Here is a 16,313-nt window from a genome sequence, read left to right as displayed (position 1 = left end):
CAATACTTTTAATATGAATACAAACGAAGAAAAGAAAGCTTTGGTAAAACAGAGATATAGCGAACTGGCTTTGAATAGCGATGCTTTAAAATCCGATTGCTGTTGTGGAACGAATCCTGCGACTCCTTCAAAAAAGGTCTTTACGATCATGAGCGAAGATTACAGCGGGCTTAAAGGGTATGAAGTAGATGCTGATTTAGGTGTAGGCTGTGGACTACCTACTGAGTATGCAGGCATTAAAGAAGGTAATACAGTTTTAGACTTAGGCTCAGGTGCAGGTAACGACTGTTTTATAGCCAGAGCAGAAGTTGGGGAAACAGGAAAAGTAATCGGCATTGACTTTTCGCCACAGATGATAGAAAAGGCACGAAAGAACGCAACTAAAAGAGGATATACCAATGTCGAATTTATCGAAGGAGATATTGAAAATATGCCTTTACCCGATAGTTCCATAGATGTTGTAGTAAGTAATTGTGTCTTGAATTTATTACCCGAAAAAAATAAAATCTTTAAAGAAATATATCGGGTACTGAAAGAAGGCGGCCATTTCTGTATTTCTGATGTTGTGCTGAATGGTGTATTTCCAAAAGAATTTACAGATAATGCTTCCATGTATGCAGGCTGTATAGCTAGTGCCATACAAAAAGACGATTATTTGGGTGAGATTGAAAAGGCTAATTTTACTGATATAAAGATTGAACGAACAAAAACAGTTGTCATTCCAGAAGATGTTTTACAGGAGCATTTGGATGAATCGACCATTGAAAAATATAAAAAGGGCAATGTCGGAATCTATTCTATTACTGTGACAGGCTATAGAAATAATTCATAAACTCCTGACTCTTTTTTAGTATAAATTTCTTTATATTTGTAATATGAAATATTTATCTTTTATATTAGCAATAAGTGTATTCCTATTATCGGTAATACCTTGCTGTTTTGAGGATAAATGTTTTTCCATACATACTGAGACGCAGAATACAGGAGATGATACAAGCAACGCTTGTGATGACTGTTCTGATAACAACTACAGTTGTTGCTCTCCATTTCTCCACTGTAATACCTGTACCGGCTTTCCGGAAGCCCGTTTCTATCATCCCATAACAATCGCATTAAGGTTAGTCTCTGATTGTAACTCAGATTATGTATTTAAAGGAGACGTACCCGGTTTTATATCTTTAATCTGGCAACCGCCACAAGCATAAACGAACTTATTTTTTACAGGCCATACTAAATATGACCTGCAATTTTTACGGTAATGCAATTTTTGTAATATCGTAGCTTTCATGCTATTTCTAATTGAAGATTTAAAACATTTATCATAATGAAAATGAAATTTATGCTGATGCTATTCTTAGCCTTCAGTTTTCCCAATATTTTCGCACAAAATACGCTTAAAGTCAAGTTGATTGATTGCGAAACGAAAGAACCTCTGATCGGTGCAAGTATCGTTCTTCAGAACACAACGAACGGCACATCTTCCGACACTGAAGGATTAGCAGTACTCTCAAATATACCGGACGGGAAACAGAAATTCGAAATCACTTATATGGGATATGAAAAGACCATACAAGAATTTATCTTTCCGCTTACTTCGGACGAACTTATTATTATCAAAATTGAACCTGATGAAGAAACATTACAGGAAGTAGTTGTTTCTTCAACAAGAGGAACCCGAACATTTAAAGATATCCCTACTCGTATTGAGTTTATAAATGGAGAAGAGTTAGGAGAAAAAGGAGTAATGAAGCCCGGTGATATAAGAATGCTTCTAAACGAGAGTACAGGTATTATGACACAGCAAACATCTGCTATATCGGGTAACTCATCTATCCGTATTCAAGGATTGGATGGTAGATATACACAGATATTGAAAGACGGTTTTCCTGTGTTTTCGGGTGCAGCGAGCGGATTAGGCTTGTTACAGACACCACCGCTCGATTTAAAGCAGGTTGAAATAATAAAAGGTTCTTCTTCTACTTTGTATGGTGGTGGTGCGATTGCCGGATTAGTAAACCTTATATCAAAAACCCCTGACAAGGAAAGGGATTTTTCGATACACCTGAATGGGACAACAGGCAAAGGGCTTGATGTGAACAGCTTTTTCGGTCAAAAATTCAATAAAGTAGGTACTGCCGTATTTGCATCCTATAATCGTAACTGGGCTTATGACCCGTCAGATGTGGGATTTACAGCGATACCAAAATTCGACAGGTTTGTACTTAATCCGAAACTATTCTTATACTTGTCTGAAAATACGGATTTTAATTTCGGTATAAACTCTATGATAGAAAACCGTCTGGGTGGCGATATGAAATATATAGAAGGGAAAGGAGATAAAGAACATTCTTATTTTGAAAGGAATAAAACACAAAGACACTCAAGCCAACTTACATTTGAACACCGTTTTGACAAACAAAACCGATTGAATGTAAAAAACAGTGTCACTTATTTCAGTCGTAAAATTGAGATTCCTGATTTTAAATTTGATGGTGAGCAACTGTCTTCTTTTTCGGAAGTTTCTTATATACATACCAAAGAGAAAACGGAATGGGTAGCAGGTGCGAATGTTTGGACGGATAAGTTTACTGAAAAGAAACTGACCGATTTTCCTTTGAGAGATTACAACATGACTACTTTAGGCGTGTTTGTACAAAATAATACGGAGATAACGGACTGGATGAACCTCGAAACCGGGTTGCGAACAGATTACGTTACAGATTATGGATTTGCTGTGCTACCCCGTATATCGTCTCTTTTCAAGATCAATGAGAAGTTCTCATCCCGTGTGGGTGGCGGATTTGGATATAAAGCACCTAGCATCTTTTCCGAAGATAGCGAACGTATACAGTTTCAGAATGTCTTACCGATAGATGATGATAAGAACAAGTTGGAAAAAAGCTACGGGGCAAATGTGGATTTTACTTATAAAACAGGCTTATTTGGCGACCAGGTATTTTTAAGTATAAATCAGCTATTCTTTTATACCTATCTTAAAAATCCGCTTGAACTGCAAGTTGCGGAAAACAGCCGATGGCAGTTTAATAACATAGACGGTCATGTGGATAGTAAAGGTGCTGAAACCAATATGAAAATAACGTATAAGGATTTCGGGCTGTTTCTCGGATATACCTATACGGATGCCAATGTTAAGGAAGATGTCAGAAGCTATCAAAAAACCCTTACCCCGAAACATAAAATCAATTCAGTTTTAATGTATGAGGTAGAGGACAAATGGAAAATCGGATTGGAAGCCTATTATACAGGAAAACAAAAACTGAATGACGGAAAAACAGGACAGGATTATCTGATTTGCGGACTAATGATGCAACGTATTTGGGAAAAGTTTTCTGTATATGCTAATTTTGAGAACTTTACCGACAGGCGACAAACAAGGTTTGATACTATTTATACGGATTCGATGACTAAACCCAAATTTCGGGATATTTACGCACCATTGGATGGATTTGTTTTGAATGCAGGTATTATCATTAAACTGTGAGATATCAGTATAATAATCATCTGAAAGGGGATGTCTGATTTCAATAAAGTGACCGAAATTTAAGACTTGGTCTTTTGCTTCTTTTCTACCGCATCAGACTCACCGAGAAAAGAAGACGGCGAGAATATTGTCTCGCCGTTCGCTGCCTGATTTTTGTCTCAATTTTTCCAGTTGTCTGAGCATAAAAGTATAATTATCTCCAACTGCATGCCCCGAATCCATTAGGAAGTGACTATCCTTGTATAACTTACATTGCTTGATAGCCTTATTCAGATTAATCACTTCGACTGATTGACTTGTAATATCTTTTATTTTCATGCTACAAGTCTTTCTTCTATGAGTGGAATATTCTGCTCAACAAGATCAATTATCTGATTATGGTATTTCGTATTCTTATTACAAACGCCTCTTGATTGGATAACCTTTAGTTGAGAGATTGAAACTTCGATTGTTTCAATTCGTTTACCGGCTATACAAGCCGATAAAATCAGAGAATCTTCTTTGGAATGATAACTGCCGACACAATGGTGCATGGCTTTGCCTTCGGTTATTATCTCTGCTACACTTTCCAATACCCGTACATTGATTAATCCATCTGAAAATATAAGACCGAAAAACTTGGCTTTTGCTTCTTTATAGTCGGCTTCTTTAGCTAGTTGCTTTTCTATTTCCAACTGAGTATCTGCTTTTGCTTTCTTGGCGACATAGCGGTCATGCTCTGCTTTCAGATTATCGGGACAAACATATTTTGCATTGTGCAAGTCTTTGCCAAAGAAGCGAAGTAAGTCAATATAATCGCACCAAAGGGTAGCATCTTTGATTTTGTAGTTATTACGAATACAAATCTTAATCGATTGCCAATAGTTATCAATGTTCTTCCATCCGCTATCCATAATACGCTTTAATAGCTTGGCTTGTTTAGCTTTTATTAGCGTTTCAGCTTTACTATCCGTTAGTAGGATACGAAATAAATCTAATGGCTTTTGATTGTATAAGGCTTTCTTATAGCCTGTACGTTTTAGTTCAGGTATTAGCTTTTGTTTGGGATATACTACACCCATATAGATACGATTGTAAACATCAATCTCTTGTCGTAACTCCAATGGAGTATGAAATATCCATGAATCGTAATACATTGTACCCATTGTCTGCCGAAGACGTGCAAATGTACAATACTTCCCATCGGGAGCAATCCAACGTTGCATCACTTCAGATGCACTGTATTTGGGAACTTCTCCGACTTTGCTCGTATATCCTAACATAATAGTTCGTAGTACTTGATAGCCTTTATGGGTATCAACAACAGTCATATAATAGCTGTCATTGAATGTCCGTTTGGCTGTAGCTTTTACAGTCAGCTTTGATTTACAGTTCGGACAATCGCAACCTAAAATGGTTGTAATCAGTTCGCCTTCTCCCTGCCATGAGTGTCCGCACTTGGAGCAGGTTACAATACCTTTTTTAGATCGATAACCGAGATATTCAATTGCATTATCATATCCCCATTGTATCTGTTCTTTAGTAATACTAGGCAATGTCTTGCTTGCTTCTACAAGTTGTTGTTGGAATTTATTCTTTGGTTTCATAGGTCAAAATAGGCTTAGTTGGTTTGTATTAGCTATTTGTTTAGCAGTTGTCTTCTTCTTAGGTTGCCTCATCTTATTATAGGCATCATTCTGTGCTTTTTGAATCGCATCTTGGCGTGCCTGTTGTTTTTCATCTTCTGTCAGTTCTACCACATGGTTTACTGTTATTCGGGCATCAATCGGTTTGCCAACGTCTACGTTTTCTTCATCGTAATAGTGAACAGCCATTGAGTAGACTTCATCATCAGTGAAGCCATTGCAACCGCTTTTCTGTACTTGGTTCAGGATGTAAGTACAGCAATCATCAATATTCTTATCAAGGTTGGCGAACGATTGGGCGAACAATGGGTCTATGGATGCTCTTTGTTCCAGATGTGTTAATATGGTTCGTGTAAAATATGCTGTTGATTTCATAGTCGTTATTTGTTTAAGTTTAATACTGTGTTTAATTCATCTCTCTTGCTTTTGGAAAATATCCATCCTGCTTGTTTCTCATTGTTATGTGTCAGTCTAGGATTGAATTTTCCGCCTATTGCTTTGAGTAAATCTTTGATTTCTTTGGTATCTCCGAACAGGGCAATTGCTTTCTCTGAATAATCGACTATCTCAAAAGAGAGGTTATCAGACTCGAATTGGAGCGTCGGCTCTTTCTGTTCTTGGGTAGAAGTATTATTGTCATTGCCTTTATTGATGTAAATACCATCGGGACATCCTGCCACATAGGCGAATTCGTCAATCTTACTCTTTCTGTCATATATCGGTGATTTTTCAATAATCCATCCGCTGTATTTGCTTTCTCCCAGATAATACCCAGCACCCATTGAATACTTTTCCCTGTGTTCATACTGTTCGTTATAGTTTGTCAGATGTGCTGTTTCTTCAAAGTTGGAAGCATATTTCCGCATCTCGGAGAAAATATCCCGTTTGTGATTGGAGAATCCTAGAATTACAGTGCGTGTTACTCTTGAGGCATAATAATCGGTTTGTGAGTCGGATTCATCAGCCTTTAAACGAGCCACAATGATCGCTTTGGCATCTTCAGGTAAGTTTTCATTCAGCCATTTGCGACCGATTTCTCTTACAGCCTTTCTGCGTTCATTCTCTTGTCTTTCTTTTTCCTGTTCTACATCCTCCTTAGTCTTTGCTTTGGTATAGAGTTCTGAGACTTCTTCTTCGGGCATAAATTCAATGTCGTTCTCATCGTAATACATACCGATTCCAAATTTTTGGCTCAACGGTTTAATGATTTCAGATTGTTGCATATCAAGTGTACGCAGGTTAATCAGATGATAGTGATAGCCGTATTTGTCGTGTGTAATTTGATGGACTACATAACGGTCATAGGAATATCCTTCCATTTGGAGGATTTGGTTTTCTGCTACTGCTTTAACTTCTGTATCAGTTCTTGTTTCTGCGAATAATGAATATAATTTTGTCATGGCTGTATGGATTAAAAGATTAGGAATAAGAAAATGGAGATAAGGATGATAAAAGCTATAATGGATAATATGATCTTGATAAATAGCTTTACTATTTTAAATACAAGACAGATAATCAGATAGCCACCGATAAGTCCTGTAATAACAGAAGTGTTTATACTCATTTGTGTCACTATCCATGCACACAGAGCCACTATTGCTACCCCTAAACCCAATTTTATGATGATTCCAGAGGGGAGGGAGTTTTGTTTCAATATTTTTCTTTCATTTCTCATAACTGCGACTTTTTTTTTCATGCGTCATCCGCCGTATCGGTCGTTTTTTGTTTCAAGGGCGACAACTAGGTATAGGCTTTTAGACAGGCATATTTTTTCGGATAAATACGCTCGCCTGAAAGGAAAGAGGAAGATTTCTGCGAAAACCGATAGGCGTAAGAATATGCAGGACTAAAAGCCGTTCATACCTTTGCCCGATGAACAGAAAGACCGATCAAGAGATGACTCCGCCAAAAGAGGAGCAGTTATAAAAGGAGAAACGGAAGAGGAAAATCAATAGAATATTATATCCTAATAATATTTTATCAAAAAATATTTGTTAATTTACCAACTTAAATCTTTATTATTCAATGAGTAAGATAAATATACTGGGTATTGTAAAAAATATAAAGAGTAAGTCAAATATATACACACCGATTGTTGAGGCGGTAGTTAATGCCATAGATGCTATAGAGAATAATCCTAATGGACAAATTGAGATTATTATTCATCGAGATAATACTCTGGATTTTGATAACTCAAAACCGTTTATTCAAAGTATAGAAATAATAGATAATGGAGTTGGATTTAATGCTAAAAATAGAAAATCTTTTGATACATATTTAAGTAATGCCAAAATTGAAATTGGAGGAAAAGGTTTAGGGCGATTTATGTACCTAAAGTACTTTAATAATGCGTTTATTCAAAGTCAATTTATAGACGGGAATAAATATACATACAGAAATTTTAGGTTTGGGAAACAAGATGAAATTATAGTCGATGAAGAAATTGGTTCAGCGACTCAATGTTATACCGGAAGTCGATTGTTTTTGGAAAACATTATAAATCCAGAACAATTAGACAAGGGTTTAAATGTGATAGCTCGTAAGTTAGTCGAAAAACTGCTCGTATTCTTTGTTAATAGTTCTTTTAATGTACCTCAAATAATATTGAAAGAAAAAGATAATTCAGAACGTATTATATTGAATGATTATATTAATGACAATAATGCAATTTCTCAAGTTGGAGTAAAAAAAATACCAATAACGAGCAAACTTGATAATAACGACTATTTTTTTGAAGTAAAAGTTTACAAAATATATTTTTCTACATTGTCCAGTAAAATATGCTTAACTGCACATAATAGAGAAGTTACAGAAACGACCTTACAAACATATATTCCTGAATTTCAAGATGAATTTTACGATATTAAAGATAATACGAAGCGTAATTTCATAGTTAAGTCATATGTTCTTGGGGATTACCTTAACACGAATGTGTCTTTGGAAAGAGAATCTTTTGATTTTGGGAAAGAGGCCGGCGATACATTTTTCCCATTAAGTCAAGCTGAGATCGAAAAAGAAGTTTCGACGATTATCAAATCTTTCTTTGATAATGATGTCAAACAGCGTTTTGAGAAAAAGAAAGAGCGTGTTTATAAATATGTGAATCTAAATGCCCCATGGCACAGAACGTATTTAAATGATTTCGATTTAACTGAATTACCAACTAACCTGACAGATGAGCGTATTGAAATTGAGTTTCAGAAATTCAAATTTCAAAAAGAACAAGAAGTACGTATAGAAATAAAAGAGATTGTTGCAGAGGATGATAATTTGATAGATGATAAATTACAAGAAATTGTTTCTCGTGTTTCGATTAACGGAAAAAATGATTTAGCTCATTATGTTTGTAATAGAAAACTTATTACAGATACATTTGATGAGTTACGTAAAAGAAGAGAGACAGATAACAAGGCACATTTGGAAGCTGAGCTCCATAATTTAATATTTCCAATGGGTAAAACTTCTGAAACGATAAACTATGAAGACCACAATTTATGGTTACTAGATGAACGCCTTGTTTTCTCTCAATATGTAGCATCTGATAAAATAATATCTAAAATTGAAAAAACAGAACCAGATCTTGTAGTATTCAATGAAGAACGGATTGTCTATAGAAACGGCGACAATATTACAACTAGCCCGATAACAATCTTTGAATTTAAAAGGCCTAAAAGGGCAAACTATCCGGACGAAGAAAATCCTATTATGCAAGCTTGTCGTTATGCTGATAAAATACGAAAAGGCAAATATGAAATGCCTGATGGTTTAGAAGCAATAAAGGTTTCAAATGAAACTCCGATATATGTGTATGTCGTATGTGACCTCTGTGATAAAATTCATGAGTTTGCAAAAGGTTTTTCACTAACTTTAAGTCCAGATGGAGAAGGATATTTTGGCTTTAGTAGCGGTTTTAATCTATATATTGAGATAATGAGCTTTAGAAAGCTAATAGAAGATGCAAAAATGCGGAATAAGATCTTTTTCAAGAAACTCGGTGTAGAGTAAAGAAAGAAGTTAAAAACTTTTCTATATAAATTGCCATAACGATCTACAAAAAACTGTACCTTGTTACTGTAATACTGAAAATAAAGGTTTAAGTAAGAGTTTAGATATTTTTGAAACAGCTCAATATTATATATAAAGCAGAGCACTTACTTTATATTCTCCTTTGGATGTAGCAAATAACCCACAACACTCAGGCCTCACTGAACAAAGGCTACATTCCTCTAAATATTTTACTTTCCAGTCCGAGATTGATTTACGAGCAAACTCATGTAATGATGAGGGTAAAGAGCAAAGAGGCAGATTGAATATTGAGACATCCAATCCCCATGTTGCAAGACTAATTACAGCTTTCTCTAGTTGGACTTGAAAATCAATTGGGTCTATCCAAACTCGTTCGTGATTTTTTATGCTGTAGCCAGTATCTTCTAATCCCATAAAAGAGATATGAGTAACAAAGGGCAGATTCTTGTATATAAAATTCGATAGCTGCGGTAGACGTGGATAATTTATTTTATTGATAACAATACGGAGTTCTATTCGGATATTAAATTCAGCCAGATTATATAATCCTTTTACGGTCTCATTATATGATCCTACCGCTTGCGCAATATAATCATGATCATGCAAGTAGTCGGAATGTAGAGGAATTCCCAATAATAATCTATCATTTCCAACAGCAGCTAGTTTTCTCACATAGTCTCGGTTTGAAAAAGCACGTCCATTGGATAGTATATGTATTTGGGATTCGGGTAGTTTCTCCTTTATTTTTTCTATCAACAAAAAGAGTTTATCTCCTAATAATGTGGGTTCTCCTCCTGTTATTCCAATGTCTGTCAATTCAGAAGGAGCAGACTCTATAATCGCTAAATTACGGTCGAACAATAGGTCTATATCATCTCTGTTAAGTGGAGGCTGTGAGCACATCAGGCACCGATTATTACATTGTGCTGTAACAAACAGGGAATTGTCATTGGAATTAATATCTAATTCAGTTTTAATCATCCGACACTATTATTAATCCACCGTTTGAATATAGGTAATACCTCTTCTTCTCTGTTTATCAATAATGAAAAGATATGTTGTATTATTTGTTTATGCTTTTTGCAGAAGGATGACGTTGGTCTAAAACCATACATATCACCTTGTGTTGAATGGTTTCGTACAGGATCGGCTCCGCAATAAGATTGATAAGCACATTCTGAGCAACCTGCAATAGTTTCGTTTGCCCAGATTAAAGCTATCTCCTGAGCCTTTCTTCCATAGAATATATCCTCGTAAGTATCATTGACATGTCCAAGCCGAAAAGTATTGTCTCCATGTTCAGTCAACATCCGAGATTCATCCGAAGCATATACATAATCGTCATAGTTATATACAATCACACTATTGATTATTCCGGCCGGAGATTGAAGGTCTACAAAACCAATAGAAAAAGGAGTCAAGATCTTCCTCAAAATTAGGGAAGTGAATTCTTCTATAAAGTAAGTTCCGTTTTTATTTAAGTCTATAATGTAATCCAACGCCTTCTTGTAAAAAACAATGAACCGATCATAATATTCATTCCAGTCTGCGTATTGGGAAGCCATACCATAAGGATTTAAGGCTCTTAAGAATATACTATGAAAACCGTTGTCTATATATGCATCAATAATTTCTACGGGATGATTCACTGATTCTTCCGAAGCTGTCATTAGAGCTGATACTCTATCTATACCTAAAATATTTCGGGCTTTCTCAATTCCTTTTACGACACGGGAGTAACTGTCAATCTTTCCTCTATTGTGATTATGCAGTTCCTCAGGACCATCAAGAGATGTCGATATCAGGACTTTGTATGTTTCACAAATCGATAAAACCTCGTCAGTCAGATTTACACTGTTAGTACACAAAACATAAGTAATCTCTTTCTGGTAAATGATATTCTTTTCTTGTGTGGTTGATATTGCAAAGAGTAATAAATCAACCATTAGAGATGGTTCTCCTCCCTGAAACTCCATTGTAATAGAAAGAGAAGGAGATTTAAACATCAGGTCAATGGATTTAAGCATTGTGTCTTTGCTCATATCGTATAATGAGCCGTAACATTCTTTACTGGATGCCTGACAATAAATGCAATTTTGATTGCATCGCAGCGTCAATACAAATATATGTAAGGATGTAAAATGATCTAGGAATGATTTCTTTGTTCGCAGCCGAGCCGCAAGATTATCTATCAGGTAAGGAATTGGTATTTCACTGATAAAATATGAAGAAATAAGATCTTTATACAGCTCTTCGTTCGTTCCAATTTCTCTGTGTGCAATTCTTTTAGCTGTACCAATAGGAGTAATCAGAAAATCCCCAACTTCATTAACAAGAACCTCATTATTGTCGATGCGATCAAATCGAAAGGGTAATAAATAATACATTATTCTCCGGTTAGCATGTAATCTTCAAACTCATCATTATTCGCAAAAGCCTTGACATAAAGAATATCTCGAATATTCCTTGTTTCTTGTCCGACAATATCCCGGACTTTATAATCGATAAAATCTTGATTAATTTTTCGCTCTAACTGATCAACCTCTTCTTGAGTAAAAATTCCGTCTTTCTTCTTGAGTTCAATAGATTGGATTGTATCGGTTGAAGTTTTACGGTTTATGAGGTATAAGTCCGTCAGCCAATACAGTACTTTTGATATAACTGTATCATTGTAAATCAGAGTGTCTACCGAAAAACGAATGGAATTCTCTGCTATTTGTCTAAAATCAGTCATCCTACTATTTTTTCAGGAAATAAACAGTTTGAGTATCTACAATCCCGTCTGCATCTATACCTATCTTATTTTGAAAAGCAATAACAGCTTTTTCTATTTCATTATCGAATAAAGTAGTTCCTTTTGCAAAAGATCCTGATAAGTATTTTTTATCAATTAAGATATTCTTTAGTTGTGTAACATCCGTTCCTGTCATTCCTTTTTTTAAGATTCTATCGCCCAAATTGAGTTTCTCACCGACAGCTGTTGTTGAGGTCGTCTTTTTAGTTGAAGTTGATGATGTTCCATTTGTGGTAGACGAACTACTGCTGCCTCTAGATTTACTACTTGAAGGTTTCGCATTGGATGTTCCCGTAGACGAACCTGTAGAAGGCGAAGAGTAATAAGAAGAAGATGATGATGACCTGCTGGGACTACCCGAATAAGTAGAACTGCTCGATCGGTGTGAAGAATGCGACCTATGCGAAGAATGTGATCTGTGGCTTCTATGTCCTGCAATGAGATAAGAATTATCATTTTGAAATTTCAATACAAATTTCTGAGAATTATCTTTTTTAGGACTTATTTCTGGTTCTTTTTTTCCGTTATCCAGATTCAGTTTACTGATAGCATAGTTTGAGGCTTCGGTATTTGTAGTAGCAACAATAGATGTTAAAGAAGTCAGAAAGATGCCTTTCAGAATTTTATTAAAACGTGATTTCATAGATAATTACTTAATTAGCTGATTCCAAGCATAAAGATATAGAATACTCTTTTATTATAGTGAATAAATGCTAAAAAATAATCAATATAATTTTTCTAACAGCTTGATTATACATAAAAGCGGAAAATATATTTACTCTTTTATCTACCTCATTCTGTATATTTGTAGGGAGAAATAAAAATTTGTAAATAATAGTTCAGACAATGATAAAAGTTATAGCCGAGGATTTTATTAAAGAAGAGTATCTGGAAATAGTAAAACCGCTTTATGCTGAATTGGTTGCTAAGACAAAACTGGAAAAAGATTGTATTGATTACAACCTTTATATAGATAAGGACGATAAGACTCACTTTATCTTCATTGAAGAATGGCCGGATCATGATGCATTGGACAGACATTGTCAGACAGAGCATTTCAGAAGGCTTGTTCCCCTGATTAATAAACATCAATCCAAAGAGTGTGAATTCACCATTATGGATATTTTTCAATAGGTAACAAAATGAATAAAGAAGATATCCTGATAAAAGCGCAGGAATATATAAAAGAAACTTTTCTCAAAGAAGGAACGGGACATGATTACTATCATATAGAACGAGTGGTTATTAATGCCCGAAAGATTTTGCAAACAGAGCAAACTGATAGTTTCATTGTCGAATTAGCAGCTTGGTTGCATGATCTGGGCGATCATAAACTCCACGACGGTGTAGATAAGTCAGAGGAGTTTATCGGTGCATTTCTTAGATCATTGGCTATTGAACAATCAATTATAGACAGAGTTGTCGAGATTGTTTCTCAGGTTTCTTTCAGTAAAGGGAATAGGCCATCTTCAATTGAAGCCGAGATAATACAAGATGCAGACCGTTTGGATGCTATCGGAGCAATCGGTATTGCCCGCTGTTTTGCTTATGGAGGTAGTAAGAACCGAATCCTATATAGTCCTGATGAAAAGGTGAAAGAAAATTCAAGTATTCAACACTTTTATGATAAACTGTTTAAACTAAAAGATATGATGAATACTGAATCGGCTAAGCTGATAGCCGTAAAACGGCATTCATTTATGGAAGAATATATTGCTGAATTTTACAGGGAAGTTCAATAAGAGATCTATCTTTGCAGTTCGAATTTAAAATATAATAGTGATGAAAAATTTAGTAGAAAATTTAAGTCAATTGTTTGCTGACTTTTCAAAAGATGCAAATACTCAGGTAGAGAATGGAAACAAAGCAGCCGGACAGCGTGCCAGAAAAGTGTCTTTGGAAATAGAAAAAGTTTTGAAAGAATTCCGTAAAGTATCTATAGAAGAGTCTAAGAAATAAGAGAGAGGAGCTATTGCTCCTCTTATTCATTTTGTATATATCCGACACGTTTTCTTGGTTTATCTTCCTGTTCTCTGGTACCAGCTAATTCTGTCAGAGCCTGATATATCTCATTGAACTGCATATTGGTTTCGAGCATAAATGTTTCCAGTTTCCGATTAAGTTCTGCATATCCTAAAGCATATTGGCGTAAAACTACAAATGCCCGCATAATTGAAATATTGATTTCAATAGCAATTTTACTTCGTAATACAGATGAGAGCATAGATACTCCCTGCTCAGTGAATGCAAATATCTTAGTTGCTCCGACATTATAACCGGAGGGTATCACAGATTGTGACACCCCCATGTTTATCAATTGCATAGCTTCTTCCCCCGTCAGTTCAAACATGAAGTCTTCGGGAAACCGCTCGATATTTCTTCGAACAGCCTGTTTTAAAACGCGGGTTTCAACCTGATAGAGTTCTGCCAAATGAAAATCGATCATCACCCGTAAGCCACGAACCTCAAATATTTTATTTTGAATAATCTGTAATTCCATATCAATTCAAAGTTTTAAATGATGATTTTCCTATGTTAGCATTGAATATTATGATCATTTCAGATTTAGTCTTTACCCTTCCGTATTCACAAAAAGCATTCAACACCCATTCCCGAAAAGTTTTGGTATATAGCGATTGAATACGGAAACTTAAGAAAATAATAACCTCTAGATTATAATAGGTACAAATATATTCTTCTTTCTCATTTCGGGTATACCGGTATTCTTTTGTCACATCCGGTTCTCTCAATAAGCCTTCTTTGAATATAACTTTGAGATGCTTATTGATTGTAGGTGTATATATGCCAAACAGATCAGCCATATCATTTACTGTCATCCAGACCGTACCATCTACTATTTTTACTTCAATGATTGGTCTGTCAGTATCTATATCTGTAAACTTTATATATCCTGTTTCCATAAACTCAACTAGATTAAACAATAGCACTTTTTGATTCGTAAGTTTTTAGTTTTCCAGCAATAGCATTCATTTCATTGGCTATCTTGTTATTAGTTATCCGGGCATATATTTGCGTTGTCTGGATTTTTGTATGCCCCAGCATTTTCGATACAGACTCGACCGGAATACCCAAGGATAAAAATGTAGTTGCGAATGTATGACGGCTCATGTGATAGGTGAGGTGCTTCTCAATACCGCACAAATCGGCAATTTCCCTTAAATAAGAGTTCATCTTCTGATTGCACATTGTCGGAAGAACTTTATTATTTTTTTGTTTTCCTCTGTATTTCTCGATTATAGAAAGCGGTATATCCATTAAAGGAACGGTTATATCGGTATTCGTTTTAACACGCTTCTTCATAATCCATAGATTATCATCAAAATGAGGCTTTATATCGTCATACGTTAATTCGTATATGTCTGCATATGAAAGTCCGGTGAAACAGGAAAATATAAATATATCCCTTACCTTTTCGATCCGGGCAATAGAGAAGTCTTTTTCAATAATCGCCTTTATCTCTTCTTCAGTCAGATATCCTCTGTCAACCTTCTCAAAATGGATTTTATAATTCGCATAAGGGTCTGCAATGATCCAACCATTATTCTTTGCTATATTGATAATCTTCTTCAGAAGCCTCATGTTGCGTCCGATTGTATTGGTCTGGCAATTCCCTTCAATTCTGAGATAAGTTTCAAAATCCGTTAAGAAACTGTGTTTAATATCTTTCAGTTTAATATCAGACAGATTATATTTGAATTTTAAGAATGTCTGAAGCTTTTTATAAACACATTTGTATTTTTGCAGGATAGCCGGAGAGAATTTTTTACCGACCAGTTTTTCCATATCTTCATTGTGCTGACGATAGACTTCCAAAAGATAGATTGGTATGTCGTTAGGAGACGAGGAGATACCAAGAATACTGTTTTTCAAGCCTTCTGCAGAAACAATCCCATCACGATGAAATATCTCATTGTATTTTTCATTGATAAGGCTGGTATAAGAATCTATAATCTTATTGATACCTAAAGCTTCTCGACTCTTTCCGATTGCTCTGCCTGTACTTGATTCCCAAATACCTGTATTTATTGCAGCTTTTATATTAAAACTGACCTTCTCCTGAGAGATGGTAATCCGGCAAAAGATAGGTGCTGTTCCGTCCTTTTTAAGTTTGTCTCGACGGATGTAATAAATAACATTGAATGTACTTTTCATAACTACTCATTTTAAATTACAAATAAAACATTATTGTTTCTCGAATGAGTAAATCTTGTACTTCCAAAAATGTCTGATACACTGCCAATTAAAGACAATTTAGGGTGAACACTTTTTCCGCTTAGGGTGAACACTTTAGGGAACGAATTAAGGCGTTCGATGCCTGTTTAATGTCTTTTTCTGGCTATATGGA

General features: G+C 35.3%; 18 protein-coding genes. 7 read left to right on the top strand and 11 right to left on the bottom strand.

Features of this window, described 5'->3' with window-relative positions; genetic code table 11:
• Nucleotides 1–13: 13 nt before the first annotated feature.
• The 3 genes from arsM (at nt 14) to B3P17_RS03710 (ending at nt 3,502) form a co-directional block, all read left to right on the top strand.
• The gene (gene arsM, locus B3P17_RS03720; protein ID WP_291103465.1) at nt 14–832 is read left to right on the top strand and encodes an arsenite methyltransferase; all 819 of its coding nucleotides are present in this window, start codon (nt 14–16) and stop codon (nt 830–832) included.
• 43 nt (nt 833–875) lie between these two features.
• On the top strand, nt 876–1,205 hold the full coding sequence (locus B3P17_RS03715; RefSeq protein ID WP_291103463.1) for a hypothetical protein: 330 nt from the start codon (nt 876–878) through the stop codon (nt 1,203–1,205).
• Nucleotides 1,206–1,324: 119 nt separating this feature from the next.
• A complete protein-coding gene (locus B3P17_RS03710) occupies nt 1,325–3,502 on the top strand; it encodes a TonB-dependent receptor (RefSeq protein ID WP_291103460.1) in 2,178 nt (725 codons plus the stop codon).
• Between the two features lie 314 nt (nt 3,503–3,816).
• On the opposite strand, the gene B3P17_RS03705 is transcribed toward B3P17_RS03710, so the two are convergent.
• The 4 genes from B3P17_RS03705 to B3P17_RS03690 are packed head-to-tail and all read right to left on the bottom strand — an operon-like array spanning nt 3,817 to nt 6,802.
• Nucleotides 3,817–5,088 carry a PcfJ domain-containing protein gene (locus B3P17_RS03705; RefSeq protein WP_291103457.1) on the bottom strand — a complete coding sequence of 424 codons (1,272 nt, stop codon included), beginning with the start codon at nt 5,086–5,088 and terminating at the stop codon, nt 3,817–3,819.
• Between the two features lie 3 nt (nt 5,089–5,091).
• On the bottom strand, nt 5,092–5,502 hold the full coding sequence (locus B3P17_RS03700) for a PcfK-like family protein (RefSeq protein WP_291103454.1): 411 nt from the start codon (nt 5,500–5,502) through the stop codon (nt 5,092–5,094).
• 5 nt (nt 5,503–5,507) lie between these two features.
• Entirely contained in the window at nt 5,508–6,527 is a 1,020-nt protein-coding gene (locus B3P17_RS03695) for a fusion protein (RefSeq protein WP_291103451.1), read from the bottom strand.
• An 11-nt stretch (nt 6,528–6,538) separates the two neighbouring features.
• Complete coding sequence (locus B3P17_RS03690) at nt 6,539–6,802, bottom strand: hypothetical protein (RefSeq protein ID WP_006842774.1); 264 nt, start codon at nt 6,800–6,802, stop codon at nt 6,539–6,541.
• 350 nt (nt 6,803–7,152) lie between these two features.
• Here B3P17_RS03690 and B3P17_RS03685 point away from each other — a divergent pair, with 350 nt between their 5' ends.
• Nucleotides 7,153–9,132: an ATP-binding protein gene (locus B3P17_RS03685; protein WP_291103442.1), complete on the top strand. Its 1,980-nt coding sequence runs from the start codon at nt 7,153–7,155 to the stop codon at nt 9,130–9,132.
• Nucleotides 9,133–9,258: 126 nt separating this feature from the next.
• Here the strand turns inward: B3P17_RS03685 and hxsC are convergent, their stop codons facing one another.
• From hxsC to hxsA2, 4 genes are read right to left on the bottom strand one after another with little or no spacing between them, the layout of a single operon-like run.
• Nucleotides 9,259–10,134, bottom strand: coding sequence for a His-Xaa-Ser system radical SAM maturase HxsC (gene hxsC, locus B3P17_RS03680; RefSeq protein ID WP_291103439.1), 876 nt, complete (start codon nt 10,132–10,134; stop codon nt 9,259–9,261).
• On the bottom strand, nt 10,131–11,540 hold the full coding sequence (hxsB, locus tag B3P17_RS03675) for a His-Xaa-Ser system radical SAM maturase HxsB (RefSeq protein WP_291103437.1): 1,410 nt from the start codon (nt 11,538–11,540) through the stop codon (nt 10,131–10,133). Before hxsB ends, hxsC begins: the two co-directional genes overlap by 4 nt.
• Nucleotides 11,540–11,887, bottom strand: coding sequence for a His-Xaa-Ser system protein HxsD (hxsD, locus tag B3P17_RS03670; protein ID WP_291103434.1), 348 nt, complete (start codon nt 11,885–11,887; stop codon nt 11,540–11,542). The genes hxsB and hxsD overlap by 1 nt, the downstream gene beginning before the upstream one ends.
• 4 nt (nt 11,888–11,891) lie before the next feature.
• Complete coding sequence (gene hxsA2 / locus B3P17_RS03665; protein WP_291103431.1) at nt 11,892–12,590, bottom strand: His-Xaa-Ser repeat protein HxsA2; 699 nt, start codon at nt 12,588–12,590, stop codon at nt 11,892–11,894.
• 203 nt (nt 12,591–12,793) lie between these two features.
• Here hxsA2 and B3P17_RS03660 point away from each other — a divergent pair, with 203 nt between their 5' ends.
• Genes B3P17_RS03660 through B3P17_RS03650 form a run of 3 tightly spaced genes read left to right on the top strand, consistent with a single transcriptional unit; the run spans nt 12,794 to nt 13,906 of the window.
• A complete protein-coding gene (locus B3P17_RS03660) occupies nt 12,794–13,081 on the top strand; it encodes a putative quinol monooxygenase (RefSeq protein ID WP_291103428.1) in 288 nt (95 codons plus the stop codon).
• An 8-nt stretch (nt 13,082–13,089) separates the two neighbouring features.
• A complete protein-coding gene (locus B3P17_RS03655; RefSeq protein ID WP_291103425.1) occupies nt 13,090–13,689 on the top strand; it encodes an HD domain-containing protein in 600 nt (199 codons plus the stop codon).
• Between the two features lie 40 nt (nt 13,690–13,729).
• Nucleotides 13,730–13,906 carry a histone H1 gene (locus B3P17_RS03650; RefSeq protein ID WP_291103422.1) on the top strand — a complete coding sequence of 59 codons (177 nt, stop codon included), beginning with the start codon at nt 13,730–13,732 and terminating at the stop codon, nt 13,904–13,906.
• 22 nt (nt 13,907–13,928) lie between these two features.
• On the opposite strand, the gene B3P17_RS03645 is transcribed toward B3P17_RS03650, so the two are convergent.
• From B3P17_RS03645 to B3P17_RS03635, 3 genes are read right to left on the bottom strand one after another with little or no spacing between them, the layout of a single operon-like run.
• Nucleotides 13,929–14,447 carry an ORF6N domain-containing protein gene (locus B3P17_RS03645; RefSeq protein WP_291103419.1) on the bottom strand — a complete coding sequence of 173 codons (519 nt, stop codon included), beginning with the start codon at nt 14,445–14,447 and terminating at the stop codon, nt 13,929–13,931.
• Nucleotide 14,448: 1 nt separating this feature from the next.
• A complete protein-coding gene (locus B3P17_RS03640) occupies nt 14,449–14,868 on the bottom strand; it encodes a hypothetical protein (RefSeq protein WP_291103415.1) in 420 nt (139 codons plus the stop codon).
• Nucleotides 14,869–14,881: 13 nt separating this feature from the next.
• Complete coding sequence (locus B3P17_RS03635; protein WP_252637408.1) at nt 14,882–16,120, bottom strand: site-specific integrase; 1,239 nt, start codon at nt 16,118–16,120, stop codon at nt 14,882–14,884.
• Nucleotides 16,121–16,313 lie beyond the last annotated feature (193 nt).

It is taken from the genome of Dysgonomonas sp. UBA7630 (assembly GCF_002483985.1).
GTDB lineage: Bacteria > Bacteroidota > Bacteroidia > Bacteroidales > Dysgonomonadaceae > Dysgonomonas.
The sequence above is the reverse complement of the archived record's forward strand: the minus strand, read 5'-3'. Positions and strand labels throughout refer to the sequence as shown.

Coding starts and splice junctions, on each gene's coding strand:
- hxsC (WP_291103439.1), bottom strand. CDS start 10,134: ATGATTAAAACTGAATTAGATATTAATTCCAATGACAATTCCCTGTTT.
- hxsD (WP_291103434.1), bottom strand. CDS start 11,887: ATGACTGATTTTAGACAAATAGCAGAGAATTCCATTCGTTTTTCGGTA.
- B3P17_RS03645 (WP_291103419.1), bottom strand. CDS start 14,447: ATGGAATTACAGATTATTCAAAATAAAATATTTGAGGTTCGTGGCTTA.
- arsM (WP_291103465.1), top strand. CDS start 14: ATGAATACAAACGAAGAAAAGAAAGCTTTGGTAAAACAGAGATATAGC.
- B3P17_RS03635 (WP_252637408.1), bottom strand. CDS start 16,120: ATGAAAAGTACATTCAATGTTATTTATTACATCCGTCGAGACAAACTT.
- B3P17_RS03685 (WP_291103442.1), top strand. CDS start 7,153: ATGAGTAAGATAAATATACTGGGTATTGTAAAAAATATAAAGAGTAAG.
- B3P17_RS03705 (WP_291103457.1), bottom strand. CDS start 5,088: ATGAAACCAAAGAATAAATTCCAACAACAACTTGTAGAAGCAAGCAAG.
- B3P17_RS03650 (WP_291103422.1), top strand. CDS start 13,730: ATGAAAAATTTAGTAGAAAATTTAAGTCAATTGTTTGCTGACTTTTCA.
- B3P17_RS03715 (WP_291103463.1), top strand. CDS start 876: ATGAAATATTTATCTTTTATATTAGCAATAAGTGTATTCCTATTATCG.
- hxsB (WP_291103437.1), bottom strand. CDS start 11,540: ATGTATTATTTATTACCCTTTCGATTTGATCGCATCGACAATAATGAG.
- B3P17_RS03655 (WP_291103425.1), top strand. CDS start 13,090: ATGAATAAAGAAGATATCCTGATAAAAGCGCAGGAATATATAAAAGAA.
- hxsA2 (WP_291103431.1), bottom strand. CDS start 12,590: ATGAAATCACGTTTTAATAAAATTCTGAAAGGCATCTTTCTGACTTCT.
- B3P17_RS03690 (WP_006842774.1), bottom strand. CDS start 6,802: ATGAGAAATGAAAGAAAAATATTGAAACAAAACTCCCTCCCCTCTGGA.
- B3P17_RS03695 (WP_291103451.1), bottom strand. CDS start 6,527: ATGACAAAATTATATTCATTATTCGCAGAAACAAGAACTGATACAGAA.
- B3P17_RS03660 (WP_291103428.1), top strand. CDS start 12,794: ATGATAAAAGTTATAGCCGAGGATTTTATTAAAGAAGAGTATCTGGAA.
- B3P17_RS03700 (WP_291103454.1), bottom strand. CDS start 5,502: ATGAAATCAACAGCATATTTTACACGAACCATATTAACACATCTGGAA.
- B3P17_RS03710 (WP_291103460.1), top strand. CDS start 1,325: ATGAAAATGAAATTTATGCTGATGCTATTCTTAGCCTTCAGTTTTCCC.
- B3P17_RS03640 (WP_291103415.1), bottom strand. CDS start 14,868: ATGGAAACAGGATATATAAAGTTTACAGATATAGATACTGACAGACCA.